The organism is Paracoccus sanguinis (genome assembly GCF_012689545.1).
Classification (GTDB): domain Bacteria; phylum Pseudomonadota; class Alphaproteobacteria; order Rhodobacterales; family Rhodobacteraceae; genus Paracoccus; species Paracoccus panacisoli.
The window spans coordinates 46,623-69,061 of the sequence record NZ_CP051542.1 but is presented as its reverse complement, the minus strand read 5'-3'; the positions used below and the strand labels follow the sequence as shown (position 1 = coordinate 69,061).

Sequence of the window (22,439 nt, the reverse complement as noted above, 5' to 3'; positions counted from 1 at the left end):
GCCTCATGGGGGTAGCGGGGCCGGATGGGGTATTCGTCCCAGAAAGAAACAGCGGACCGGCGCGCGGGTCGTGCACGGGTGCGGGCGGCGGTCATGCGAAGGCCTCGTCGAAGCTCGCCGGGGCGCGGTCGGTCGGGCGGTCCGGGTCGGCGCGGAAGCGGGCGAGGTCGAGGATGCGCGCCTCGGGCAGGCCGAGGTCGATGTGGGTCGCCACCAGCGCCGCCCCGCCGGCGGCGAGGTGGCCGCGCACCACCCGGGCGAAGAGCGCCACCGAGTCGGCGTCGAGCGAGACGGTCGGCTCGTCCAGCACCCAGACCGCGCGGCCGGTGACCATCAGCCGCGCCAGCCCGGTCCGGCGCTTCTGCCCGGCCGAGAGCATCGCCGCGGGACGCTCGGCCAGCGCGGCAAGGTTCATGGCCTCGAGCGCCGGGCCGATGGGCGGGCCGCCGAACACCGCGCGCCAGAAGTCGAGGTTCTCGGCCACCGTCAACGCGCCCTTCAGCCCGTCGGCGTGGGCGGCATAGGCGATGGCGTCGGGGTCGGCCTCGATCCGGCCCGCGGCGGGGGGCTGAAGCCCGGCCACGGTGCGCAGCAGCGTCGTCTTGCCGATCCCGTTCGGGCCGCGCAGGATCAGCGCCTCGCCCGGCGCGAGAGTGAAGGCGACGCGTTCGACCGCCCGCCGCCCGCCGCGGGACACGGCGAGGTCGTGGGCGGTGACCAGCGGCGCCGTCACACCGGCAGAAGCGCGCAGGCGACGCGCCGCCCCTCGGACAGGGTGACGTTGTAGCTGCGCGCGGCGGTGGGGGTGGCGGTCGGCTCGACCGCGAGGCCAGCGGCGGCGAGCGCCTGCGACAGCGCCGCGGGCGGCCGCGCGGGGTCGGCGCCCATGCCGAGGAACAGCACGTCCACCGTGCCCCCCAGCGCCTCGAGCGCGGCGAGGTCGTCCAGCCCGCCCCAGGGCCGCGGCCCCGCGGCGGTCACGATCACCGGCCCGTGGTGCAGCCGGCCGCCGACGCGAAAGAAACCGGGGCCGTAGCCGTCCACGGGGACCGCGCCGGCGAAGTCGGTTTCCTTCATCGCCATCAGGGGCGGTCCTGGAACGGCGTTCCGGCCAGGTCGCTGACCTCGCCCGCCGGGGTCTTTTCGGGCTTCGACCAGTCCCGCTTGACCCCGAGCCACAGCACGATGTTCTTAGCCACGTAGATCGTCGAGTAGCAGCCGACAAACACGCCCCAGAGCATCGCGAAGACGAAGCCCCGGATCACGTCGCCCCCCAGCGCGAGCAGCGCGGCGAGCGCGAGCGCCGTCGCCACCGCCGTCATGATGGTGCGCGACAGCGTCTCGTTCACCGTCAGGTTCATCACCTCGATCAGCGGCATCGTCTTGAACTTGATCAGGTTCTCACGCAGCCGGTCGAACACCACGACGGTGTCGTTGATCGAATAGCCGAGGATGGTCAGCAGCGCCGCGATGGTCGAGAGGTCGAACTTGATCTGGAACAGCGAGAAGATGCCGGCCGTCAGCAGGATGTCGTGGACGAGCGCGAACACGCCGCCCACCGCGAACTGCCACTCGAACCGCAGCCAGACGTAGAAGAGGATCCCCAGCGTCGCCGCGCCCACGGCATATAGCGCGGTCTTGATCAGCTCGCCCGAGACCTTGGGCCCGACCGACTCGACCGCGGCGAAGCGGACCTGCGGGTCGACGGTCTTCAGCGCCGCCTCGACCTGGTTCAGCTCTTCGGGGGTGACCGAGCCGGTCTCGCCCGAGGTGCCGATGCGGATCATGGCGACGTGCCGGTCGGCGCCGAAGGACGGGTCGAAGACCTCGGTGATCGAGACGTCCCCGAGGTTCAACCCGCCGAGCGCCTGCCGGTAGTCCGAGACCTCGAAGGCCGTCGGGCTTTCGGCGCGGATCGTCGTGCCGCCCTTGAAGTCGATGCCGAAGTTGAAGCCGTTCAGGAAGATGATGATCACCGAGGCGATCATCGCCACCGCCGAGATGCCGAAGGTCAGCTTCTGCCAGCGGAAGAAGTCGTAGTGGGTGACGTCGGGAACGAGTTTCAGACGAAAGGCCATCTCACGCCCCCCTTACAGAACGAGTGTCTTGGGCTTGCGCCAGTCGAGCCACAGCACGATCATCAACCGGGTGAGGAAGATCGCGGTGAAGACCGAGGTCACGAGGCCGATGGTCAGCGTCACGGCGAAGCCCTTGACCGGGCCCGATCCCAGGAAGAACATCACCAGCGCCGCGATGAAGGTCGTCACGTTGGCGTCGATGATCGCGCTCATCGCCTCGTTGAAGCCGTTGTCGATGGCGGCGGCGACGCGCTTGCCGGCGCGCAGCTCCTCGCGGATGCGCTCGTAGATGATGACGTTGGCGTCGACCGCGGTGCCCACGGTCAGCACGATGCCGGCGATGCCGGGCAGCGTGAGGGTCGCCCCCATCGCCGACATGATGGCCAGGATCATCACCACGTTCACGATCACCGCGATCGAGGCAAAGACGCCGAAGAGCCCGTAGCTGGCGACGATGTAGGCCACGACGAGGATGGTCCCGACGACCGCCGCGATCTTGCCGGCGTCGATCGAATCCTGTCCCAGTTCCGGCCCGATGGTCCGTTCCTCGAGGAAGGTCATCTCGGCCGGCAGCGCGCCCGCGCGCAGCAGCACGGCCAGGCGGTTCGACTCGTCGACGCCCATCGAACCCGAGATCTGCCCCGAGCCGGTGGTGATCGCGTCGCGGATCACCGGCGCCGAGATCACCTGGTTGTCGAGCACGATGGCGAAGGGCTGGCCCACGTTGGCCGAGGTATAGGCGCCGAAGCGGCGCGCGCCCTGCGGGTTGAAGCGGAAGTCGACCGAGGGCTGGCCGTTCTGGTCGAACGAGGGCCGCGCGTCGGTCAGCTCTTCGCCGGTGACCACGGGGGCCTCGGCGATGGTGTAGTAGACGCCCTGCTCGTCGAGCGAGGGGACCACGATGTTGCCGACGCCGGCCGGCGCGTTCGGGTCGGTGCCGCGGCCGACAACCGGGTTGAAGGTCAGCTTGGCGGTGGTGCCGATCAGCTTCTTGAGCTCTTCGGCCGAGCCGATGCCCGGCACCTGGATCAGGATGCGGTCCTTGCCCTGGCGCTGGATCGTCGGCTCGCGCGTGCCGACCTCGTCCACCCGGCGCCGCACGATCTCGAGCGACTGCTGGATGGTGCGGTCGTCGGTGGCGGCCTTCTCGGCGTCCGACAGCTTGATCATCATCGTCGGCCCGTTGGCCGTGATGTCGAGGCTCGACGACCCGGCGCCGGTCAGCGACACCACCGGCGCGGCGAGCGTCCGGGCGATCTCGACCGCGCGGGCCATCTGGTCGGGGTTGCCGATCTCGACCCGCAGCTCGTCCTCGGGGCCCGGCACGCGGCGCACGGCGCCGAGCGTGTCGCGCTCGGCCGCGAGCGCGTCGCGCAGCTCGGGCCAGAGGGCGGTCATGCGGGACTTGTAGACGTCGGCCGTGTGGACCTCGCCCAGAAGATGCGCCCCGCCGCGCAGGTCGAGCCCGAGGTTGACGAGGCTCGACGGCAGCCACGACGGCCAGAGGCCGCGCGCGGCGGCCTGCTCGGGCGTCTCGAACCCGGCGCGCTCGGCCGCGACGAGGGCGTCGTTATGGGCCTCGACGCGGGAATAGAACAGGTTGGGCATCGCATAGACGAAGGCCAGCGCCACGACGGCGAGGATCGCAATGCGTTTCCACAGCGGGATCTGCAGCATGATGGGGGCGGCTCAGCTGTTGGCGGCGACGGGCGCGGTACGGTTCACGACCTGCGCGATGCTCGACCGGACGACGCGGACGCGCACGCCCTGCGCCAGCTCGACGTCCAGTTCGTCGTCGCGCACGCCCACGACCTTGCCGATCAGCCCGCCCTGGGTGATCACCTGGTCGCCCTTCTTCAACGCCGCGACCATCGCCCGGTGCTGGGACATCTTCTTCTGCTGCGGGCGCAGGATCAGGAAATACATGATCACGAAGACCAGCAGCAGCGGGACGAACTGCGCGAAGGCGGCGGCGCCGCCGGGCGCGCCGGCAGCCTGGGCATAGGCAGGAGAGACGAACATGGGCGATCCTCAGCTGGGGCCGGTCATGAGGCCGGTCAGGGCATGATCCGCGGGCACGCGGCGGCAGGGCCGCGGCCGGGGCGCAAAGCGCGAATTGGCGCGGGTTCTAGTCGGGCGGGCGGCGCTTGTCCAGAAACGCCGTGGCCCCGCCGCCTTACCCCTTCGTGGGCGCGGCGCAGCCGTAGGGGGCGCCGCGTCGGGGCATCTTTCTGGCGCGATTACCCCGGGGGACGCGCCGGAACGGCGCGGAGGGCAGCGCCCCCGGCACCGACGGCCGCAGGTCGCCCGGCAACCCGCGCCCGCTCAGCCCACCGCGGCGGGCTGGGCACGCTCGACGAGGCGGGCAAAGAAACTCGCCCCGATCGGCGCGATCTCGTCGTTGAAGTCATAGGCGGGGTGATGCAGCCCTGCCCCCGGCCCCTGGCCGATGAAGACATAGGCCCCCGGCCGCGCCTCGAGCATGTAGCTGAAATCCTCGGCCCCCATCTCGCGCGGGCAGTCGCCGTCGACCATGTCGAGCCCCGCGACCTCGGCCGCGACCCCCGCGGCAAAGCTCGCGCAGGCCGGGTCGTTGACCGTCGCCGGGTCGCCCGTCTGGTAGTCGAGCACCGCCTCGACCCCGTAGCTCGCGGCCTGTCCGGCGACGATCTCCTCCATCCGGCGCATCACCATTGCCTGCACGGCGGGGTCGAAAGTGCGCACCGTGCCGTTGATCCAGGCGTCGTCGGGGATGACGTTGTGGGCCGAGCCGGTGTGGATCTGGGTGACCGAGACCACGAGGTCGTCGATGGCCTTGTGGTTGCGGCTGACGATGGATTGCAGCGCCTGCACGATGCCGACCGCGGCGATCACCGGGTCGGCGGTCTCGTGCGGCATCGCCCCGTGGCCGCCGCGGCCCTTGATGCGGATGTCGAAGGCATCGACCGCCGCCATCAGCGCCCCGCCGTTGGTCTGGAACGACCCCAGCGCCACGTTGGGCGAGTTGTGCAGCGCGAACACCTGGCCGATGTCGAAGCGCTCCATGATGCCTTCGTCCACCATGACCTTGGCGCCGCGTCCGCCCTCTTCCGCGGGCTGGAAGATCAGCGCCACGCGGCCCGAGAAGTTGCGCGTCTCGGCCAGATACTTCGCCGCGCCGAGCAGCATCGTGGTGTGCCCGTCGTGCCCGCAGGCGTGCATCCTGCCCGGCACGGTCGAGGCATAGGCCGCCCCCGTCGCCTCGATGATCGGCAGCGCGTCCATGTCGGCCCTGAGCCCGATGGTCGGCCCCTCGCCGCGCCCGTTGATGATCGCCACCATGCCGGTCTGCGCGATCCCTTCGTGCAGCTCGTCCACCCCGAACTCGCGCAGGCGGGCGGCGACGAAGGCGGAGGTCTCGCCGAGGTCGAACTGCAGCTCGGGGTGCTGGTGCAGATGCCGCCGCCAGGCGGTCATCTCGTCGGCGTATCCGGCGATGCGGTTCAGGACGGGCATGGTGGACTCTTTCCGGGTGCTTGTGTCTCTTGGCCGCACTCGAACCGAACGGGGCGCGAAAGTCCATGACCGACCGATCCGCAGACACCGCCGACGCCACGGCCGCGGCCAACTCAGCCACCGACGAAACGGCGCGGCTGATCGGGATCATGGCCGCGCTGCGCGACCCTGAGACGGGCTGCCCCTGGGACATCGAGCAGGATTTCGCCTCGATCGCCCCCTACACCATCGAAGAGGCCCACGAGGTCGCCGACGCCATCGCGCGCGAGGCTTGGGACGAGTTGCCGGGCGAGCTGGGCGACCTGCTGCTGCAGGTCGTCTTCCACGCCCAGATGGCCGACGAGGCGGGGATGTTCGGCTTTGCCGACGTGGCCCGCGCCATTTCGGACAAGCTGGTGGCGCGGCATCCGCACGTCTTCGGCACCGAATCGCGCGACAAGTCCGCCGCCCAGCAGGTGAAGGACTGGGAGGCGATCAAGGCCACCGAGCGCGCCGCCAAGGCCGAGAAGGGCGTGCTCGACGGCGTGGCGCTTGGCCTGCCGGCGCTCACGCGGGCGATCAAGCTGCAGAACCGCGCGGCGCGGGTGGGGTTCGACTGGCCCTCGGCCGACGAGGTGCTCGACAAGCTCGCCGAGGAGACCGCCGAGCTGCGCGCCGCCACCGACCCCGCCCACCGGGCCGAGGAATTCGGCGACCTGATGTTCGTGATGGCCAATCTCGCCCGCCACCTCGACATCGACCCCGAGGCCGCGCTGCGCGACGCGAACGCCAAGTTCACCCGCCGCTTCGCCGCCATCGAGGCGGCGCTGGCCGCGGACGGCCGCCGCCCCGAGGACTCGACGTTGGCCGAGATGGACGCGCTCTGGGATGCTGCCAAGGCGGCGGAGCGCGCGGGCTAGAGCAGCGCCTTCCGCAGCATGTTCAGGCCCACGGCGAGCAGGAACACGGCAAAGATCCGCCGCAGCCGCCGCGCGTCAGTCCCATGCGCGAGGTTCGCCCCGATGGGCGCGGTCAGCAGCGTCATCGCGATGGTCAGCGCGAAGATCGGCAGGTTGACCGAGCCGATGGTGCCGGGCGGCGCCCCGGCGGCGGGCACGAACAGGAACGCCAGCACCGAGGGCAGCGCGATCACCGCCCCGAACCCCGCCGAGGTCGCCACCGCGCGGTGCATCGGCCGCCCGTGCAGCGTCAGCATCGGCACCCCCAGTGACCCGCCGCCGATCCCCAGCAGCACGCCCACCAGCCCCACGGTGCCGCCGAGGGCGGCGCGGCGCGCGCCCTCGGGCGGTGTGTCGGCCAGCCGCCAGTCGGCGCGGCTGATCAGCATGAAGCTCGCCACGCAGAGCACCAGCACCCCGAAGATCGCCTTGAGCTGCTGGGTCGAGAGCCGCGAGACGAGCCACACGCCGACGATCGCGCCGAGCATGATCCACGGCGCCCAGGCCCGCAGGATGTCCCAGTCCACCGCCCCCTTGCGGTTGTGGGCCAGCACCGAGCGGATCGAGGTCACGAAGATCGTCGACAGCGAGGTGGCGAGGCAGACCTGCATGAGGTCGCCCGCCCCATAGCCCGCCGCCGTCAGGATCGCCGCGAAGGCGGGGACGAGGACGATGCCGCCGCCGACGCCCAGAAGCCCGGCGAGGATGCCGGCAAAGGCGCCCGCCGCCAGGAGGGCTGCGACATAAGGCAGAAGTTCGGTCATGACGGTCGTCCGTTGTTGCGTCGCGCCCGCTTAGCGCCGCGGCGCGGGCGGCGCCAGCGGGCGCGGCGGGGCCTGCCGCAGGGTCCGGTGGTGGGATGGCGCGTCGCGCCCCGACGCCGGCGCTCAGGCCGCGTCCAAGCTGACCGCCGCGAGCGCCGCGTCATAGTCGGCGAGTGTGCCCTGCGACGCGCGCTCGGACAGGATGCGCTTCCACTGCCGCGCGCCGGGGCGGCCGTGGAAGAGCCCGAGCATGTGCCGGGTGATCTGGTGCATCCGCCCGCCGGCGGCGAGGTGGCGGGCCAGCACCTCGCGCATCGCCTCGGCCGCGGCGACGGGAGAGGCGAGCGGCGGCGCCTCGCCCCATAGCCGGTCCGCCGCGCCGAGGATGGCCCAGGGCTCGTGATACGCGGCGCGGCCGATCATCGCCCCGTCCATCACCGCCAGCTGCGCCTCGGCCTCGGCCAGCGAGGCGATGCCGCCGTTGATCGACAGGTGCAGGCCGGGAAAGGCCGCCTTCATCGCGTGGACCAGCGGATAGTCGAGCGGCGGGATCTCGCGGTTCTCGCGCGGGCTCAGCCCCTCGAGCCAGGCCTTGCGGGCGTGGACGATGACCCGGCGGACACCGGCCGCCTCGAGCGTGGCGAGGAAGGCGGGCAGGACCTCGGCGGGCTCCTGCTCGTCCACGCCGATGCGGCATTTCACCGTGACCTCGACCGGCGAGGCCGCCTGCATCGCCGCGACGCAGGCGGCGACGAGGTCGGGCGACTTCATCAGCACCGCGCCGAAGCAGCCCGACTGCACCCGGTCGCTGGGGCAGCCGACGTTGAGGTTGATCTCGTCGTAGCCGTAATCCGCGCCGATGCGCGCGGCTTCGGCCAGCTGCGCGGGGTCCGAACCGCCGATCTGCAGCGCCACCGGCCCGTCGCCGTCATGGCCGAGCAGCCGGTCGCGGTCGCCATGCAGGATCGCCGGGGCGGTGATCATCTCGGTGTAGAGCAGCGCCCGACGAGAGAGCAGCCGGTGGAAGCCGCGGCATTGACGGTCGGTCCAGTCGATCATCGGCGCCACGCTCAGGCGGGCAGCGAGGGAAATGCTGGACATTCCTTCTTTTTCAGGGATTTCCAGCATACTAGGCCTTTCGGTGCTTGCTCGTTGTCTCCGATTCCGCGCCGTCTTGTCCGAAGCCACTTAGCCGCAAGCAGGCGTCTGGACCCTTGCAGGAGGGCTTCGCTGTATTCGATCGCCGTCCGGGCGACAACCGGCCTTCCTTGCCTATGCTCAAGCCCTGCGCAGGGCGGATGCGTCCGAGAAATGCGGCTGACTATCTCGTCGTATCTTGACCGGGTGGCGCTGCGATCTGTGGATCGCGCTTTCAGACGACCCACTTCCGACCGTGGCTCGACGACGAGCGTTCACTGATCTCGGTCAGCCGATCTCGTCATCGCCGCTTGGGTCGCCGGTCGGCGATCTCAATCCCGCCATTCGGTGGGGATGCCAGCTTTTACAGCCTTCGCGACACTGTCGTCACCCAGGGAACGACAAATTCATCCATGCGCACCCACCACCATGAGCTGTTCGCGGTGCACCTGACCGAGACCCAGAATCTCGTGCGCTTGTGCGGGCGTGGCGACGGGGCGGCCGTGGCGCGCCGCGATCTCGGCCGTCCGGCGCACCAGCGCGGCGTTCGACGGCGCAAGCGTCTTGCGGTCCAGACGGACGTTGTCCTCGAGACCCGTGCGCGCGTGACCGCCCGCACCGATGGACCAGTCGTTCAGCGTGACCTGATGCGCCCCGATGCCCGCCGCGCACCAGGGCGCGTCGGGCCCGACCAGCCGATGAACGGTGCGGATGTAGTAGTCGAACACGTCGCGATCGACCGGCATCGCGTTCTTCACGCCCATGACGAACTGGACATAGGGTCGCGCGGCGATCTGCCCGCGCTGCCACATTTCGTGCGCCTTGAGGATGTGGGACAGATCGAATGCCTCGATCTCGGGCTTCACTTCGTGGGCGATCATCTCGGACGCCAGCCAGTCCACCAGATCCGGGGGGTTTTCGTAAACGCGGGTGGGGAAGTTGTTCGAGCCCACGCTGAGCGACGCCATGTCGGGCCGCAGCCCCAGCATACCCCCGCGCGTCCGTCCCGCCCCCGAACGGCCCCCGGTAGAGAGCTGCACGATCATGCCGGGGCAATGCGTCCGCACCCCCTCCATCAGTCGGGCGAAGCGGTCGGGTTCGCTGCTCGGGCGGCCTTCGTCGTCGCGCACATGGGCGTGGACGATGGCGGCGCCTGCCTCGAACGCCTCGTGCGTGCTCTCCACCTGTTCGGCGATCGTGATCGGCACCGCAGGGTTGTCGGCCTTGGTCGGCAAACTGCCGGTGATCGCGACACAGATGATGCAGGGCGTGGTCATGGCGACGTCTCTCTCAGAAAGCGGGTGAGGATGCGGGACGGCGCCTCGGGCGCCTCGATGCAGAGAATGTGAGCGCCCTTGGCAATCCGGTCGAACCGAGCGCGGTGGCCGACATCTGCCGGGCCATCGGCGCGGATTGGCAGGTCAACACCATTCACGGTCACGCCGTGCATGATGGGTTCTCCCAGGGGAAAGCCCGGCGCGAGGGAATGGCCCCGCGCCGGGTCGAGGTCACTCCGCAGGCACCACGACAGGGGCGCGGGTGCGCGCGCTGGCCAGCGCAAAGACGAGCATGGCCAGTGCCGCGACGCCGGCGGGGATCGCGAAGATCAGGAAGTTCTCGCGCAGCGGCAGTTGCTGGGCCAGCAGCACGCCCCCCAACGTCGGGCCGACGATGGCCCCGATCCGCCCCACGCCCGAGGCCCAGCCGAGGCCCGCGCCCCGCACCGGCAGATCGTAGAGCTGCGCCACGCTCGCATAGAGCAGGATCTGCGTGCCGATGGTCGTGGCGCCCGCCACGAAGATCAGCGCAAACAGCAGGGCGGGCGAGGCGACAAAGCCCACCATCGCGATCGAGAGGGCGGCGGCGGCGAAGAACCCCACGACCACGCGCGGCAGACCGTAACGGTCGCCCATCCAGCCGCCCAGGATCGCGCCCACCATGCCACCGAAGTTGAGCGAGAACAGGCTCAGCAGGCTCGCGCGTTCGGCATAGCCCACCTCTTGCAGCAGCTTCGGCAGCCAGGACGACAGCAGATAGACGAGCAGCAGGCAGCAGAAGAACGCCACCCACAGCATGAGCGTGCCAAGCGCGCGGTTGTGGCGGAACAGCTCAGCCACCGAGGTCGAGCGGCTCTTGGTGTTGGTATAGACCAGCTCCACATGGGCTGGGGTTTCTGGGGCGATGCGGGCAAAGATGCGCCGCGCCTCGTCGTGCCGACCGGCGCGGATCAGGAAGCCCAGCGATTCCGGCAGACGCCACAGGATCAGCGGCAGCATCAGAAGGGGCAGCGCCGCCACCCAGAACATCGGGCGCCAGCCGTGAATCGGGATCAGCCAGACGCCCAGCCCGGCGGCCACCATGCCCCCCAGCGAGTAGCCCGAGAACATGATCGCCACCATGGTGCCGCGGAGGCGCTTGGGTGCATACTCGTTCATCAGCGCGACCGCGTTCGGCATCAGCCCGCCGCAACCCAGGCCCGCGACGAAGCCGGCGATCTTGAACTGCTCCGGCGTTTGCGCGAACCCGGTGATGACGGTGGCCGCCGTGAACAGGCCAAAGCAGATTGCCACGCCTTTCTTGCGGCCAATCCGGTCCGCCAGCGAGCCGAAGCCCAGCGCGCCAAACATCATGCCGAACAGCGCCCAGGCCTGCAGCATCCCGGCCTGCGGCTTTGTCAGCCCCCATTCCGCAATCAGCGTGGGCAGCACCGTGCCCGCCACAAACACGTCGTAGCCATCGACGATCAGCAGGACGCCGCACAGCGCGACGACCATCCACTGAAAGCCTCCGAACGGGCGCGCGTCGATGGCCGCGCCCACGTCAAGCGTTCTCATTTGGGGTTTCCTCCTCCCAGTTGGTCGTTGGGGGACCGGGCGTTTCAGCCCAGATCGCCCCCGGCCACCGGCAGGATGCTGCCGGTGATGTATCCCGCCTCGTCCGAGGCGAGGAACAGGATGGGCGCCACCTGTTCGTCGATGGTGCCGTAGCGGTGCAGAAAGGCCGACTGCTTCACCTGCGCCACGACCTCGGCCATCCACGCGCGCTCGGCGTCGCTGTCGCCCTCGGCGTTGCGGGGGACGCGGCGGGGCGGGGCCTCGGTGCCGCCGGGGGCGGTGGCCACCACGCGGATGTTCTGGTCGGCCAGCTCCATCGCCAGCGACTGAGTGATGGCGTTGATCCCCCCCTTGGCCGCCGAATAGGGCACGCGGTGGATGCCGCGGGTGGCGTTCGACGAGACGTTGACGATGGTGCCGCCCCCCCGCGCGGTGAGATGCGGCAGCACCGCCCGGCAGCAGTAGAGCGTCGGCATCAGCGAGCGGCGGATCTCGGCGTCGATCTGCTCGGGCTCGAAGGCCGCGAAGGGGCGCATCCGGATCGCGCCGCCGACGTTGTTGATCAGGATGTCGATGCCGCCGAAGCGCTCGACCGCATGGGCCATGGCCGCCTCGGCCCCGGCGTAGGTCTCGAGATCGGCGGTGAAGGCTGAGGCCTCGCCAGCGCTGCCGACCGCCTCGGCCGCGACCTCGGCCACGAAGTCGGCGCGGTCCACCAGCAGCACGCGCCCGCCTTCGGCGGCGGCGCGCAGCGCCACGGACCGGCCGATGCCCTGGGCCGCGCCGGTGACGACCAGCACCTTGCCCGCGAACCGGCCCGCAAAGACGGCGCCGCTCATGCGGCGTCCGCTGTGTCGGTGGCGGTGGTCGCGCCGGCGGGGGCGTTCGGGGTGAACTTCTCGTAGTGGAAGTTCGCGGGCGTGACGCCGGTCGTGTCGAGATGCCGGCGCACCGCATCGACCATCGCGGGCGGCCCGCAGAGATAGAGGTCGAAACCGCCATCGGTCAGGTCGTCGGGCATGTGCTGCGTGACCCAGCCCTTGCGCGGATGGGCCGACGCCTCGTCGGCCACTACGGTGCTGTAGGTGAAGTTCGGCAGGCGTGCCGCATAGGCCGCGATCTCGTCCTCGAGCACCAGGTCGAGGTCGCAGGTCACGCCGTAGATCAGGTGGATCTTCTGCGTCGAGCCCGCCCGCGCCAGCACCTCGAGCATCGACAGGAACGGCGCCAGCCCGGTCCCGCCGGCGAGGAACAGAAGCGGCCGCACCGGCTCGCGCAAGTAGAAGCTGCCCAGGGGGCCGGTCAGGTCGATCCGGTCGCCCACCGCGGCGCGCGCCAGCCAGCCGCTCATCAGCCCGCCGGGGATGGTCTTGATGACGAAGCCCACCCGCCCTTCGGCCGGCGCAGTGCTGAAGGAATAGCTGCGGTGATCGCCGCTGCCCGGCACGTCGATGTTGACGTACTGGCCGGGCAGGAACACCGGGGCCGCGCCGTCCACGTCGAGTTCCAGCACGATCGCCGCGTCCTTGTGCGGCGCGACGCGCGCGACGGTGGCGGCGAACTTCTGCTGGCCGGTCTTGCAGACGGTGGACGGCACCGGCACCGCCAGCACGCAGTCGCTGCTGACGGTCATCTGGCAGGTGAGGACCAGCCCCTCGGCGGCCTCGTCCTCGGTCAGGGCGTCCTCGATGTAGTCGTCGCCCAGGTCATAGCTGCCGCGCTCGGCCCGGCACTTGCAGGTGCCGCAGACGCCGTCCGAGCAATCCATCGGCAGGTTGATCTTGGCGCGGTAGGCGGCGTCGAGCACCTTTTCCCCCGCCCCGCAGTCTATGAAGCGGGTCACCCCGTCCTCGAAGTTCAGCGCGATCGTATAGCTGGACATGGAACCCCTCCTCGGTCCGGTGCCCGGCGGTCAGACGTGATAGACGTCGATGACCTGCCGGATGTAGTCGTTCTTGAGGACGATCTTCTTGGCCGCGATCACCATCCCGTCGCCCTGACGGCGCAGGGTGACGAAGGTCGTGCCGAAGAACTGATCGGTCGTGTTGTAGCGCTGGCTGAGCGTGTGGAAGTTGTAGCGCACATCCACCTCGTCGCCGCGGTCGGCCAGCACCTCCACATTCGTCACCGAATGGCTGGTGCGCGGCTCGGGCGTCGAGGCGCCCGAGCGTTCCGTCTCGATGCGGAACACCCGGTCCTCGAGCCCATCGCGGTCGGGGTAGTACATCAGCGAGATCTGCGACTGCGGGTCCTCGGTGATGCGGTCGTCGTCGTCCCAGGCCGGCATCCAGTAGCTCGCGTCGGGCGCGTAGCAGTCGAGCCACGCCTTCCACTCGCGATCGTCGAGATGGCGCGCCTCGCGGTAGAGGAAGGCGCAGATCGCGGCGTGGGAAAAGCCGGGCTGGACGCTCTGGCTGGCGGCGGGGGTCATGGTGTCGATCCGGGTCATTCCGCGGCCTCCAGCATCTGGCCGGCGGTGCGGCGCTCGGTCTCGAGCGCGGACTGCATCGCCTCGCGCCAATAGGCGTGCTGGCGCACGAACAGCCCCTCATCCTCGGAGCGTTCGCCCGACAGCTGCGGGTTCAGCCCCATGCGGCGGGCGTTCTCGTCCGGCCCCTCGACCCACAGCGGCGCGCCGCGCGACATGTCGTTCCAGAGCGCGGCGGTGCCGGCATAGGCGGTCTGGCAGGCGCGGAACTCCTCGAGGTCGTCCGAGGTGCCCATGCCCGAGACGTTGAAGAAATCCTCGTACTGGCGGATGCGGGTGGCGCGGTCCTGGGCGCTTTCGCCCTTGGGGGCGAAGCAGAAGATGCTGACCTCGGTCCGGTCCACGGCCAGCGGCCGCACGACCCGGATCTGGGTCGAGAACTGGTCTATCAGGAACACGTTCGGATAGAGGCCGAGGTTGCGGGTCTGGCCGACGATGAACTTCGCCCGTTCCTCGCCCACGCGGGCGGCGATCTCGTCACGGTGGGCCCAGACCGGGCGCACCTCGGGGTTCATGGTGTTGGTCCACAGCAGGATGTGGCCGTTCTCGAACCCGTAGACGCCGGCCACCGATTTCGACCAGCCCGAGGCGTCGACGGCCTTGGTCCCCTCTTCCTTCCGGCGGCCCATGGTGGCCTGGTAGTTCCAGTGGACGGAGCTGACGTGATAGCCGTCGCAGCCGTTCTCCATCTGCAGCTTCCAGTTGCCGTCGTAGATGTAGGACGAGTTGCCGCGCAGCACCTCGAGCCCGTCGGGCGCCTGATCGACGATCTGGTCGATGATCACGCGGGCCTCGCCCAGATAGTCCTCCAGCGAGGGCGAATCCGGGTTCAGGCTGCCGAAGAGGAAGCCCCGGTAGTTCTCGAACTTCGCCACCCTGGTCAGGTCGTGCGAGCCGTTCTTGTTGAACTGTTCGGGATACTGGGTGGTCTTTTCGTCCTTCACCTTCAGCAGCTTGCCGGTGTTCGAGAAGGTCCAGCCGTGGAACGGGCAGGTGAAGCTGCCCTTGTTGCCGTGCTTGCGCCGGCAGAGCATCGCCCCCTTGTGGGCGCAGGCGTTGATGACCGCGTTCAGCGCGCCGGTCTTGTCGCGGGTGATGACGATCGGCTGCCGGCCGATCCAGGTGGTGTAGTAGTCGTTCACCTCGGGGATCTAGCTTTCGTGCGCCAGATAAACCCAGTTCGCCTCGAAGAGATGCCGCATCTCGAGCTCGAACAGGTCGGGGTTGGTGAAGATGTCGCGGCGGCAGCGGAACACGCCGGTCTCGGGATTGTCTTCGACGGCGGTCGCCAGCAGCTGGTCGAGATCGCGCGCCTTGTCGATGATCGCGGACATGAGGTCTCCTCCCGGGGGCCGCGCCGGTTCGGGCGCGGGCCCCCGCTCAAATGTCGGGGATGTTCGGGGCGGGGTGCGGGTCGCGGGCCGTCAGGCGGCCGCGCGGCGCCGCTGTTCGTTGATCTGGTTGTCCACGCCGTCCACCAGCGCGGTCAGGTAGATGTCGAACTCGATCTCGGCGAACGGGCCGTTCAGGCCGTTGGCGTTGATGCTTTCGTCGTCGGTGCGCTCGTTGATCTTCGGCACCAGCCCCTCGCGGGTGGCATAGGCGAAGTCGTCGTCGATCAGCGGGTCACCCTCGATGTTGATCTGGGTGGTCAGCTTGCGGTGGCCGTCGGCGCTGATGAAGAAGTGGATGTGCGCCGGACGCTGCCCGTGCCGGCCCAGCGCCGACAGGAGCTTCTCGGTCGGGCTGCCGGGCGGGACGCCGTAGCCCGAGGGCAGGATCGACTGGAACTTGTAGCGGCCGTTCTCGTCGGCATAGATCGTACGCCGCATGTTGAAGGGCGCTTGCTGGCCGGTGGGATCAAAGTGCGAGTAGAACCCGCGGGTGTCGCAGTGCCACACCTCGACCTTGGCGCCGGGCAGCGGGCGGCCCTGGGCGTCGTGGACGACCCCGTGCATGACCAGCGTCTGGCCCTCGGCGGTGCCGTCATCCAGCCGCGCGAAGCCGGTCGATTCCGGGGCGCCCGCGACATAGAGCGGACCCTCGATGGTGCGGGGCGTCGGGTTCTCGATCCCCATCGCCGCGTCGATGGCGTCCAGGCGCTCGTCGATGAAGTGATCGACGCCGAGACCGGGCGAGATCAGCCCCGCCTGCCCCGCCGCGCCGAGATCGTTCAGCCAGGCAACGCCGGTCCAGTATTCGTCGGGGGTGATATCCAGATCGTCGATGGCGCGGAACAGGTCCGACATCAGCCGGTGGGTGATCTGCTTCATCCGGTCGTTGCCGGTGTCGCTGTTCAGGCCGCTGAGCTCGCGCAGGAACGCCTGCACATCGGGGCGGTCGTAGATCTTCACGCTCATGGGTTCTCCTCCGGTATGACGTGATCTTCTGGGGACGCGGGGGGCGGTTCCTCGGCCGGCCCCGCGCGGGGTGTCAGCTGTCGTCCGCGCGAATGGCGGACGGGTGCCGCAGCAGCGGCATCACGGTGATCTTCATGAAGGGAAAGAGCGGCAGACCCGACAGGATCTCGTGCAGCTCATCGTTGTCGGCGACGTCGAGGATGCTGACGTTCGCGTACTCACCCGCGATCCGCCAGATGTGGCGCCACTTCCCCGACGACTGCAGCGCCTGCGAATAGGCCTTCTCGCGGGCGAGCAGGTCGGCGCGCGCGTCGGCCGGCAGGTCGCGGGGGATCGAGACATCCATGCGGACGTGAAACAGCATCGGCCTATCCTCTCTTGCGGTCGAACCCGTCGCGGGCGAACGCCGCGACGCGGTCCTCGTCCAGCGCGATCCCCAGGCCCGGCCCGGTGGGGACGGTCAGGTGGAAGTCGCTGTAGTCCAGCGGCTCGCGCAGGATCTCTTCGGTCAGCAGCAGCGGGCCGAAGAGCTCGGTCCCCCACTGCAAGTTGGCGAAGGTGGCGAAGGCGTGCGCCGAGACGATGGTGCCGACCGCGCCCTCGAGCATCGTGCCGCCGTAAAGCCCGATGCCCGCCGCATCCGCGATCGCGGCCACCCGCAGCGCGGCAAAGGCGCCGCCCGACTGCTCGAGCTTGACGGCGAAGACATCGGCGCCGTGGACGCGGGCGATCTCGAAGGCCGAGTCCGGGCCGGTGAGCGATTCGTCGGCCATCAGCGCCACGGGGAAGCGGCGCACCAGGCGGCCCAGCGCCGACGCCTGCGCGACCGGCTGCTCGACCAGCTCGCAGCCCGCGTCGGCCAGCGCCGCCATGCCGCGCGCGGCGTCCGCCTCGCTCCACGCCATGTTCACATCGACGCGGACCGCCCCCCGCTCGCCCAGGGCCCGCTTGATCGCGGCCACGTGGGCGATGTCGTCGGCGAGCGGCCGCGCCCCGATCTTGAGCTTGAAGATGCGGTGCCGGCGCAGGTCGAGCATCCGCTCGGCCTCGTCGATGTCGCGGCCCGTGTCGCCCGAGGCGAGGGTCCAAGCCACCGGCAGCCGGTCACGCCGGCGCCCGCCCAGCAGCTCGCTGACCGGCAGCCCCAGCCGCTTGCCGTGGGCATCGAGCAGCGCCGTCTCGACCGCCGACTTCGAGAAGCGGTTTTCCTTCACCATCGCGCCGACGCGGGCCATCAGCGCCTGCACCCGCGTCGCGTCCTGCCCGATCAGCAGCGACGCCACATAGCGGTCAATCGCCAGCTTCATGCTTTCGGGGCTTTCGCCGCCATAGGCGAGCCCGCCGATGGTGGTGCCCTCGCCGACGCCGGTGACGCCGTCGCTGCAGGTGATGCGGACCAGCATCAGCGTCTGGCCGTTCATGGTGGCGACCGACAGCTTGTGCGGCCGGATCGTCGGCAGATCGACCAGCACCGTCTCGACCCGCTAGACGACGGGGGCGGCCAGTGCGGTGTCGGCGGGGGCGATGAGCTTGTTCATGTCGCCCATGTGACAGGCCGGCCGCGAGTCGGTCCAACATCATTTGAATCTGCCGCGATACCCTCAGGGTATGGTAGGCTGATACTAGGCTCGCTGTGCTGCGCCGCGGCGAAGCTGCATACCCGTCGCAACATGGATGACCGCATGGACCTGCGCCAGCTTCGCTACTTCGTGGCCGTCGCCCGCGAGCGCAATTTCACCCGCGCGGCCGAGCAGTTGCACATCGCCCAGCCGCCGCTGAGCCGGCAGATTCAGCTGCTGGAGGAGGAGTTGGGGGTGGAGCTGCTGTCGCGCAGCGCCCGTCCCGTGCGGATGACCGAGGCCGGGCGGCTTTTCTACGAACAGGCGCTGCAGATCCTCGGCCGGGTCGAGCAGATGGCCGAATCGACCCGGCGAGTCGGCCGCAACCAGAACCGCGTACTGTCCATCGGCTTCGTGCCCTCGACGCTCTATGGCGGCCTGTCGGGGCTGGTCCGCAAGCTGCGCAGCCGGGCGCCGACGCTCGACATCCAGCTGCTCGAGATGCTCTCGACCCAGCAGATCGCCGCCTTGAAGGAGGGGCGGATCGACATCGGCTTCGGCCGGTTGCGCCACGCCGACCCCGGCGTGGCCAGCACGACCCTGCGCGAGGAACGGCTGACCGTCGCCCTGCCCCGCGCCTGGCCCCTGTCGGACACCTCGGCGCCCATCCCGCTCAAGGCGCTGGGGGGACAGAAGCTGATCATCTACCCGAGCGAGCCGCGGCCGAGCTACGCGGACTTCGTGCTGACGCTGCTGCGCGAGGCCGAGGTCGGGCCGATCGAGGTGCAGGAGGTGCGCGAGATCCAGACCGCCCTCGGCCTCGTCGCCGCAGAGGCCGGGGTCTGCATCATCCCGATGTCCGCCCGGCAGATGCGGTCGGACGTGGTGTTCAGGCCGGTGGCCGACCCGCAGGCGACCTCGCCGGTGATCCTCAGCCACCGGGCCGGGGACGAATCCGCGACGCTCGACATGGTGCGCGACATCATCGACGAGATCTACGCCGAGAACCCGCCTTGGCTTGTCCGGGGAGACTGAACGCGTCTCTCGCGACCTTGGCTGAGGTGCGCAACCCGACGTCGTCGGCCGTCGCCAGCCGAGCCCCCGCGCGCGCCGCGGGTTGAGCCGGGCGGCCCTGGCCCCTATCTTGTGGGGCAAGCGCGAAAGGCATCCCATGTTCTCGATCCCCGGAAAGCCCCCCGTCACCATCACCCCCGCCGCCGAGGCGCGGATCGCCCGGCTGATGGCCGGCAAGGACGGCGCGGGCCTGCGCATCGGCCTCAAGAAGGGCGGCTGCGCGGGGATGGAATACACGATGGAACTGGCCGACGCCGCCAACCCCGGCGACGAGGTGGTGGAACAGGGCGCGGCGCGGGTGCTGATCGCGCCGACCGCGCAGATGTTCCTGTTCGGGACCCAGATCGACTATCAGGACGGACTGCTCGACAGCGGCTTCCGCTTCATCAACCCCAATGTCACCGACAGCTGCGGCTGCGGCGAGTCGGTGCGGTTCGAGCCGCTGGAAGGGTCGGCCGCGCGGCAGGGCTGACTGCGGGCGCCCTCTCGCCCCCGGCCTCTCTTGCAGGGGCGCCCGCCGCCGGGCTAGGCGGGGGCGACCCTGATCAAGGAGGATGAGATGGCCCCCCGCAAGCTTGCCGCCGGCAACTGGAAGATGAACGGCACCCGCGCCGCGCTGGCCGAGATCGCCCCGCTCGCGCCCCAAGCCGGAGGCGTCGATGTCCTGATCTGCCCGCCCGCCACGCTGGTCGCGGCGATGGCCGAGGCCGCGCCCAAGGGGATCGCGGTCGGCGGGCAGGACTGCCACGCCGAGGCCTCGGGCGCCCACACCGGCGACATCGCCGCCGAGCAGCTGCGCGACGCGGGCGCGAGCCACGTCATCGTCGGCCACTCGGAACGCCGCACCGACCATGCCGAAACCGACGCACAGGTTGCCGCCAAGGCGACCGCCGCGCATCGCGCGGGCCTCGTCGCAGTCATCTGCGTGGGCGAGACCGAGGCGCAGCGCGACGCGGACGAGACGCTTGCCGTGATCGCCGCGCAGCTCGCAGGCTCAGTCCCCGAGGGGGCGACGGCCGCCAACACGGTCATCGCCTATGAGCCGGTCTGGGCCATCGGCACCGGCCGCACCCCCACGGTCGAGCAGATCGCCGAGGTCCACGCCGCCATGCGCAAGGCCCTCAGCGACCGGCTGGCGGACGGCGCCGAGATGACGCTGCTCTATGGCGGCAGCGTCAAGCCGGGCAACGCGGCCGAGATCTTCGCCATCGCCAACGTGGACGGCGCGCTGGTCGGCGGGGCGAGCCTCAAGGCCGCCGATTTCGGCCCCATCGTCGCCGCGCTCGCGGCGGCCTGAGCCGCCGCGCCGCCCTCACCCACTACGCCTTGGCGGGGTCGCGCACCGCCGGATAGCTGTGGAACGGCACGTTCCACAGCTGCCCGTCCACCGCCTCGACCCGCATCATGTAGATCGTGTGGATGATGTCGCGGGTCGCGGCGTCGATCTCGATCGGGCCGCGCGGCGACTCGAAGCGCGCGCCCTTCATCGCCTCGACCAGCGCCGCGCCGGCGGCGTCGCCCCCGGTGCGCCCCAAGGCCTCGGCCAGCAGCCGGGCGCCGTCATAGGCGGACACGGCCATGAAGTTGGGGCGGGTGCGGTTCCGCTCCATGAAACTGGCAACAAAGGCGCGGTTCGCCTCGGTCGGCAGGGCGGCGCTGTAGTGCAGCCCCGTGACCAGCCCCAGCGCGGCATCCCCCATCTGCGGCAGCACGATGTCGTCGGTCACCGACCCATCCGCGACCAGCCGGATGCCCGACCGGTCGAGCCCGCGCTCGACCCATTGCTTGAGGAACGGCGCGCCGATCCCCGAGGGCAGGAACACGAACAGCGCCTCGGGCTTCGCGTCTGCCACGCGCTGCAGGAAGGCCGCGAAATCCGGGTCGCGCAGCGGCACCCGCAGGCTGCCCGCGACGGTGCCGCCGGCCTCGGCGAAGACCTTGGCAAAGCTCGCCTCGGCGTCGTGGCCGGGGCCGTAGTCGGCGACCAGCGTCATCGCCTGGCCAATCCCGTCGCCGGCCATCCAGCGGGCGATCACGCTTGTCACCTGCGGGGTGGTGTAGCTTGTGCGCACGATCATCGGCGAGGCCTCGGTCACGGCCGAGGTCGCCGCCACCATCACGATCTGCGCCACGCCCGCGCGGGCCGAGACCGGCGCCGCGGCCAGCGCGAGTGGGGTCAGGCCGAAGCCGCCCAGCACCTCGATCCCGCCCGAGGTCACCATCTCCTGCGCGATGCGCCGGGTGGTGTCGGCGATGCCGCCATCATCGGCGATCACCGGCTCGATCCGCCGGCCCGCACCGGTGGCGCCTTGGGTGTCGAGATACTGCTGGAACCCGGCCTGCATCTGCTGGCCGTAGGACGCGAACGGGCCGGTGAGCGGCAGGATCAGCCCGACCTTGAGCGCGCGGTCCTGCGCCAGGGCGGGGGCGGCGAGCCCGCCGGCGAGGGCCGCGGCGGCGCCGGTCAGAAGGGTGCGTCGGTGCATCGAAAAGCCTCGTTCAGCTGGCGGACGGCGGCGACTAGGCCATGACGGCGCGGCACCGCGCAAGCGGTCTCTCGCGCCCCTTCCGCCTCGGGCGCGGGGGCCGCCGCGCGCCCGGCCGGCCGGGGACCGTGCCATGCGGCCGTTCGGACGGGTTGATCGATCCCCCCGCGTGCCGCATGGTGCGCGCGTCACGACGCGGCGTCACGACCGCGACCGTCCCAACACCCGGAGGAGACTACCCCATGCGCATCACCCGCCTTGCCGCCGCTGCGGCCACCGCGGCCGCCCTCGTCGGCGCACCGCTCACCGCCTCGGCGGCCGAGTTCATCAACGTCCTGACCGGCGGCACCTCGGGGGTCTATTACCCGATGGGCGTCGCCATGTCCGAGATCTGGGCCAAGGGCATCCCCGACGCACGGACTCAGGTTCAGGCCACCAAGGCCTCGGTCGAGAACCTCAACCTGCTGCAGCAGGGCAAGGGCGAGGCGGGCTTCGCGCTTGGCGACAGCGTCCAGATGGCGTGGGAGGGCGACGAGGAGGCCGGCTTCAAGGGCAAGCTCGACAAGCTGCGCGCGATTGGCGCGATCTATCCGAACTACATCCAGATCGTCGCCTCGAAGGATTCGGGCATCGCCTCGCTGGCTGACCTCAAGGGCAAGAGCCTGTCGGTCGGCGCGGCCAAGTCGGGGACCGAGCTAAATGCCCGCGCCATCCTCGAGGCGGCGGGGATGAGCTACGCCGATCTGGGCAAGGTCGAGTACCTGCCCTTCGCCGAATCGGTCGAGCTGATGAAGAACCGCCAGCTTGACGCCACGCTGCAGTCGGCGGGTCTGGGCGTTGCCTCGCTCAAGGACCTCGCGACCTCGACCCCGATCACCGTGATCCCGGTGCCCGCCGACCTGGTGGCCAAGCTCGGCGGCGCCTATCACGCCGCGACGATCCCGGCCGACACCTACGACGGGCAGGCCGCCGACGTGCCGACCGCTTCGGTCACGAACATCCTCGTGACCCACGACGGCGTGCCCGAGGAAACCGTCTACCAGATGACCAAGCAGCTGTTCGAGAACCTCGACACCGTCAAGGCGGCGCACGCGGCGGGCAAGGCCATCGACGTGGCGAAGGCGGCCGAGAACCTGCCGATCCCGCTGCACCCGGGCGCCGAGCGCTACTACCGTGAGGCCGGCGTCCTGAAGTAAGGCGCCCGCTCTGACCGGCTCGCGGTCCCG

25 protein-coding genes are annotated in these 22,439 nt (G+C 70.2%); 5 read left to right on the top strand and 20 right to left on the bottom strand.

The genetic code is table 11. From position 1 onward, the window contains the following. Window positions 1–91: 91 nt before the first annotated feature. From ccmA to HGN31_RS00330, 6 genes are all read right to left on the bottom strand, one after another. Window positions 92–733, bottom strand: a complete 642-nt coding sequence (ccmA, locus tag HGN31_RS00355; protein ID WP_244961065.1) for a heme ABC exporter ATP-binding protein CcmA — start codon at window positions 731–733, stop codon at window positions 92–94. Further along, window positions 730–1,083, bottom strand: coding sequence for an Mth938-like domain-containing protein (locus tag HGN31_RS00350; protein ID WP_168781972.1), 354 nt, complete (start codon window positions 1,081–1,083; stop codon window positions 730–732). The genes ccmA and HGN31_RS00350 overlap by 4 nt, the downstream gene beginning before the upstream one ends. Further along, complete coding sequence (secF, locus tag HGN31_RS00345) at window positions 1,083–2,078, bottom strand: protein translocase subunit SecF (protein ID WP_036700704.1); 996 nt, start codon at window positions 2,076–2,078, stop codon at window positions 1,083–1,085. Before secF ends, HGN31_RS00350 begins: the two co-directional genes overlap by 1 nt. Before the next feature lie 12 nt (window positions 2,079–2,090). Next, window positions 2,091–3,755: a protein translocase subunit SecD gene (secD, locus tag HGN31_RS00340; RefSeq protein WP_168781971.1), complete on the bottom strand. Its 1,665-nt coding sequence runs from the start codon at window positions 3,753–3,755 to the stop codon at window positions 2,091–2,093. A gap of 12 nt (window positions 3,756–3,767) precedes the next feature. Beyond that, window positions 3,768–4,100, bottom strand: a complete 333-nt coding sequence (yajC, locus tag HGN31_RS00335; RefSeq protein WP_036700706.1) for a preprotein translocase subunit YajC — start codon at window positions 4,098–4,100, stop codon at window positions 3,768–3,770. 303 nt (window positions 4,101–4,403) lie between these two features. Further along, window positions 4,404–5,573 carry a M20 aminoacylase family protein gene (locus tag HGN31_RS00330; protein WP_168781970.1) on the bottom strand — a complete coding sequence of 390 codons (1,170 nt, stop codon included), beginning with the start codon at window positions 5,571–5,573 and terminating at the stop codon, window positions 4,404–4,406. Window positions 5,574–5,722: 149 nt separating this feature from the next. Between HGN31_RS00330 and mazG the strand changes: the two genes are divergently transcribed. Beyond that, window positions 5,723–6,472, top strand: a complete 750-nt coding sequence (mazG, locus tag HGN31_RS00325) for a nucleoside triphosphate pyrophosphohydrolase (RefSeq protein WP_244961179.1) — start codon at window positions 5,723–5,725, stop codon at window positions 6,470–6,472. Here the strand turns inward: mazG and HGN31_RS00320 are convergent. The 13 genes from HGN31_RS00320 to HGN31_RS00265 all read right to left on the bottom strand — a co-directional run bounded on the left by HGN31_RS00320 (window position 6,469) and on the right by HGN31_RS00265 (window position 17,566). Next, the gene (locus tag HGN31_RS00320) at window positions 6,469–7,275 is read right to left on the bottom strand and encodes a sulfite exporter TauE/SafE family protein (protein ID WP_043131112.1); all 807 of its coding nucleotides are present in this window, start codon (window positions 7,273–7,275) and stop codon (window positions 6,469–6,471) included. The genes mazG and HGN31_RS00320 overlap by 4 nt on opposite strands. Before the next feature lie 123 nt (window positions 7,276–7,398). Next, entirely contained in the window at window positions 7,399–8,376 is a 978-nt protein-coding gene (gene dusA, locus HGN31_RS00315) for a tRNA dihydrouridine(20/20a) synthase DusA (protein ID WP_168781968.1), read from the bottom strand. 443 nt (window positions 8,377–8,819) lie between these two features. Further along, window positions 8,820–9,689 carry a 3-oxoadipate:acetyl-CoA acetyltransferase gene (locus tag HGN31_RS00310; RefSeq protein ID WP_168781967.1) on the bottom strand — a complete coding sequence of 290 codons (870 nt, stop codon included), beginning with the start codon at window positions 9,687–9,689 and terminating at the stop codon, window positions 8,820–8,822. Further along, window positions 9,686–9,862, bottom strand: coding sequence for a hypothetical protein (locus tag HGN31_RS00305; protein ID WP_168781966.1), 177 nt, complete (start codon window positions 9,860–9,862; stop codon window positions 9,686–9,688). The genes HGN31_RS00310 and HGN31_RS00305 overlap by 4 nt, the downstream gene beginning before the upstream one ends. A 58-nt stretch (window positions 9,863–9,920) precedes the next feature. Continuing rightward, entirely contained in the window at window positions 9,921–11,246 is a 1,326-nt protein-coding gene (locus HGN31_RS00300; protein WP_168781965.1) for an MFS transporter, read from the bottom strand. A gap of 44 nt (window positions 11,247–11,290) precedes the next feature. Beyond that, the gene (benD, locus tag HGN31_RS00295; RefSeq protein WP_168781964.1) at window positions 11,291–12,085 is read right to left on the bottom strand and encodes a benzoate diol dehydrogenase BenD; all 795 of its coding nucleotides are present in this window, start codon (window positions 12,083–12,085) and stop codon (window positions 11,291–11,293) included. Beyond that, the gene (benC, locus tag HGN31_RS00290) at window positions 12,082–13,128 is read right to left on the bottom strand and encodes a benzoate 1,2-dioxygenase electron transfer component BenC (protein WP_168781963.1); all 1,047 of its coding nucleotides are present in this window, start codon (window positions 13,126–13,128) and stop codon (window positions 12,082–12,084) included. Before benC ends, benD begins: the two co-directional genes overlap by 4 nt. Window positions 13,129–13,158: 30 nt before the next feature. Continuing rightward, on the bottom strand, window positions 13,159–13,695 hold the full coding sequence (gene benB / locus HGN31_RS00285; RefSeq protein ID WP_269429238.1) for a benzoate 1,2-dioxygenase small subunit: 537 nt from the start codon (window positions 13,693–13,695) through the stop codon (window positions 13,159–13,161). Beyond that, on the bottom strand, window positions 13,692–14,876 hold the full coding sequence (locus tag HGN31_RS00280; RefSeq protein WP_280529901.1) for an SRPBCC family protein: 1,185 nt from the start codon (window positions 14,874–14,876) through the stop codon (window positions 13,692–13,694). Before HGN31_RS00280 ends, benB begins: the two co-directional genes overlap by 4 nt. Window positions 14,877–14,885: 9 nt before the next feature. Beyond that, window positions 14,886–15,068, bottom strand: a complete 183-nt coding sequence (locus HGN31_RS16620; RefSeq protein ID WP_280529900.1) for a hypothetical protein — start codon at window positions 15,066–15,068, stop codon at window positions 14,886–14,888. Window positions 15,069–15,158: 90 nt separating this feature from the next. After that, a complete protein-coding gene (catA, locus tag HGN31_RS00275; protein ID WP_036710428.1) occupies window positions 15,159–16,094 on the bottom strand; it encodes a catechol 1,2-dioxygenase in 936 nt (311 codons plus the stop codon). 73 nt (window positions 16,095–16,167) lie between these two features. After that, window positions 16,168–16,458 carry a muconolactone Delta-isomerase gene (gene catC, locus HGN31_RS00270; RefSeq protein WP_036700720.1) on the bottom strand — a complete coding sequence of 97 codons (291 nt, stop codon included), beginning with the start codon at window positions 16,456–16,458 and terminating at the stop codon, window positions 16,168–16,170. Between the two features lie 4 nt (window positions 16,459–16,462). Further along, window positions 16,463–17,566: a muconate/chloromuconate family cycloisomerase gene (locus tag HGN31_RS00265; protein WP_168781962.1), complete on the bottom strand. Its 1,104-nt coding sequence runs from the start codon at window positions 17,564–17,566 to the stop codon at window positions 16,463–16,465. Between the two features lie 210 nt (window positions 17,567–17,776). Here HGN31_RS00265 and HGN31_RS00260 point away from each other — a divergent pair, with 210 nt between their 5' ends. The 3 genes from HGN31_RS00260 (at window position 17,777) to tpiA (ending at window position 20,024) form a co-directional block, all read left to right on the top strand. Continuing rightward, window positions 17,777–18,688, top strand: coding sequence for a LysR family transcriptional regulator (locus HGN31_RS00260; RefSeq protein WP_168781961.1), 912 nt, complete (start codon window positions 17,777–17,779; stop codon window positions 18,686–18,688). A 136-nt stretch (window positions 18,689–18,824) separates the two neighbouring features. Further along, on the top strand, window positions 18,825–19,199 hold the full coding sequence (locus HGN31_RS00255; RefSeq protein ID WP_036700722.1) for a HesB/IscA family protein: 375 nt from the start codon (window positions 18,825–18,827) through the stop codon (window positions 19,197–19,199). 87 nt (window positions 19,200–19,286) lie between these two features. After that, window positions 19,287–20,024, top strand: a complete 738-nt coding sequence (gene tpiA / locus HGN31_RS00250) for a triose-phosphate isomerase (protein ID WP_168781960.1) — start codon at window positions 19,287–19,289, stop codon at window positions 20,022–20,024. Window positions 20,025–20,046: 22 nt separating this feature from the next. On the opposite strand, the gene HGN31_RS00245 is transcribed toward tpiA, so the two are convergent. Further along, window positions 20,047–21,213: an ABC transporter substrate-binding protein gene (locus tag HGN31_RS00245; RefSeq protein ID WP_168781959.1), complete on the bottom strand. Its 1,167-nt coding sequence runs from the start codon at window positions 21,211–21,213 to the stop codon at window positions 20,047–20,049. 242 nt (window positions 21,214–21,455) lie between these two features. Here HGN31_RS00245 and HGN31_RS00240 point away from each other — a divergent pair, with 242 nt between their 5' ends. Beyond that, window positions 21,456–22,409 (top strand): TAXI family TRAP transporter solute-binding subunit, encoded by a 954-nt coding sequence (locus HGN31_RS00240; protein WP_036700728.1) that lies wholly within the window; start codon window positions 21,456–21,458, stop codon window positions 22,407–22,409. The last annotated feature ends 30 nt before the right edge of the window (window positions 22,410–22,439 follow it).

Coding starts and splice junctions, on each gene's coding strand:
- tpiA (WP_168781960.1), top strand. CDS start 19,287: ATGGCCCCCCGCAAGCTTGCCGCCGGCAACTGGAAGATGAACGGCACC.
- secD (WP_168781971.1), bottom strand. CDS start 3,755: ATGCTGCAGATCCCGCTGTGGAAACGCATTGCGATCCTCGCCGTCGTG.
- HGN31_RS00305 (WP_168781966.1), bottom strand. CDS start 9,862: ATGCACGGCGTGACCGTGAATGGTGTTGACCTGCCAATCCGCGCCGAT.
- HGN31_RS00300 (WP_168781965.1), bottom strand. CDS start 11,246: ATGAGAACGCTTGACGTGGGCGCGGCCATCGACGCGCGCCCGTTCGGA.
- benC (WP_168781963.1), bottom strand. CDS start 13,128: ATGTCCAGCTATACGATCGCGCTGAACTTCGAGGACGGGGTGACCCGC.
- HGN31_RS00260 (WP_168781961.1), top strand. CDS start 17,777: ATGGACCTGCGCCAGCTTCGCTACTTCGTGGCCGTCGCCCGCGAGCGC.
- HGN31_RS16620 (WP_280529900.1), bottom strand. CDS start 15,068: ATGTCCGCGATCATCGACAAGGCGCGCGATCTCGACCAGCTGCTGGCG.
- HGN31_RS00310 (WP_168781967.1), bottom strand. CDS start 9,689: ATGACCACGCCCTGCATCATCTGTGTCGCGATCACCGGCAGTTTGCCG.
- benB (WP_269429238.1), bottom strand. CDS start 13,695: ATGACCCGGATCGACACCATGACCCCCGCCGCCAGCCAGAGCGTCCAG.
- HGN31_RS00330 (WP_168781970.1), bottom strand. CDS start 5,573: ATGCCCGTCCTGAACCGCATCGCCGGATACGCCGACGAGATGACCGCC.
- secF (WP_036700704.1), bottom strand. CDS start 2,078: ATGGCCTTTCGTCTGAAACTCGTTCCCGACGTCACCCACTACGACTTC.
- catA (WP_036710428.1), bottom strand. CDS start 16,094: ATGAGCGTGAAGATCTACGACCGCCCCGATGTGCAGGCGTTCCTGCGC.
- HGN31_RS00350 (WP_168781972.1), bottom strand. CDS start 1,083: ATGGCGATGAAGGAAACCGACTTCGCCGGCGCGGTCCCCGTGGACGGC.
- mazG (WP_244961179.1), top strand. CDS start 5,723: ATGGCCGCGCTGCGCGACCCTGAGACGGGCTGCCCCTGGGACATCGAG.
- benD (WP_168781964.1), bottom strand. CDS start 12,085: ATGAGCGGCGCCGTCTTTGCGGGCCGGTTCGCGGGCAAGGTGCTGGTC.
- HGN31_RS00240 (WP_036700728.1), top strand. CDS start 21,456: ATGCGCATCACCCGCCTTGCCGCCGCTGCGGCCACCGCGGCCGCCCTC.
- HGN31_RS00255 (WP_036700722.1), top strand. CDS start 18,825: ATGTTCTCGATCCCCGGAAAGCCCCCCGTCACCATCACCCCCGCCGCC.
- yajC (WP_036700706.1), bottom strand. CDS start 4,100: ATGTTCGTCTCTCCTGCCTATGCCCAGGCTGCCGGCGCGCCCGGCGGC.
- HGN31_RS00245 (WP_168781959.1), bottom strand. CDS start 21,213: ATGCACCGACGCACCCTTCTGACCGGCGCCGCCGCGGCCCTCGCCGGC.
- dusA (WP_168781968.1), bottom strand. CDS start 8,376: ATGTCCAGCATTTCCCTCGCTGCCCGCCTGAGCGTGGCGCCGATGATC.
- HGN31_RS00320 (WP_043131112.1), bottom strand. CDS start 7,275: ATGACCGAACTTCTGCCTTATGTCGCAGCCCTCCTGGCGGCGGGCGCC.
- catC (WP_036700720.1), bottom strand. CDS start 16,458: ATGCTGTTTCACGTCCGCATGGATGTCTCGATCCCCCGCGACCTGCCG.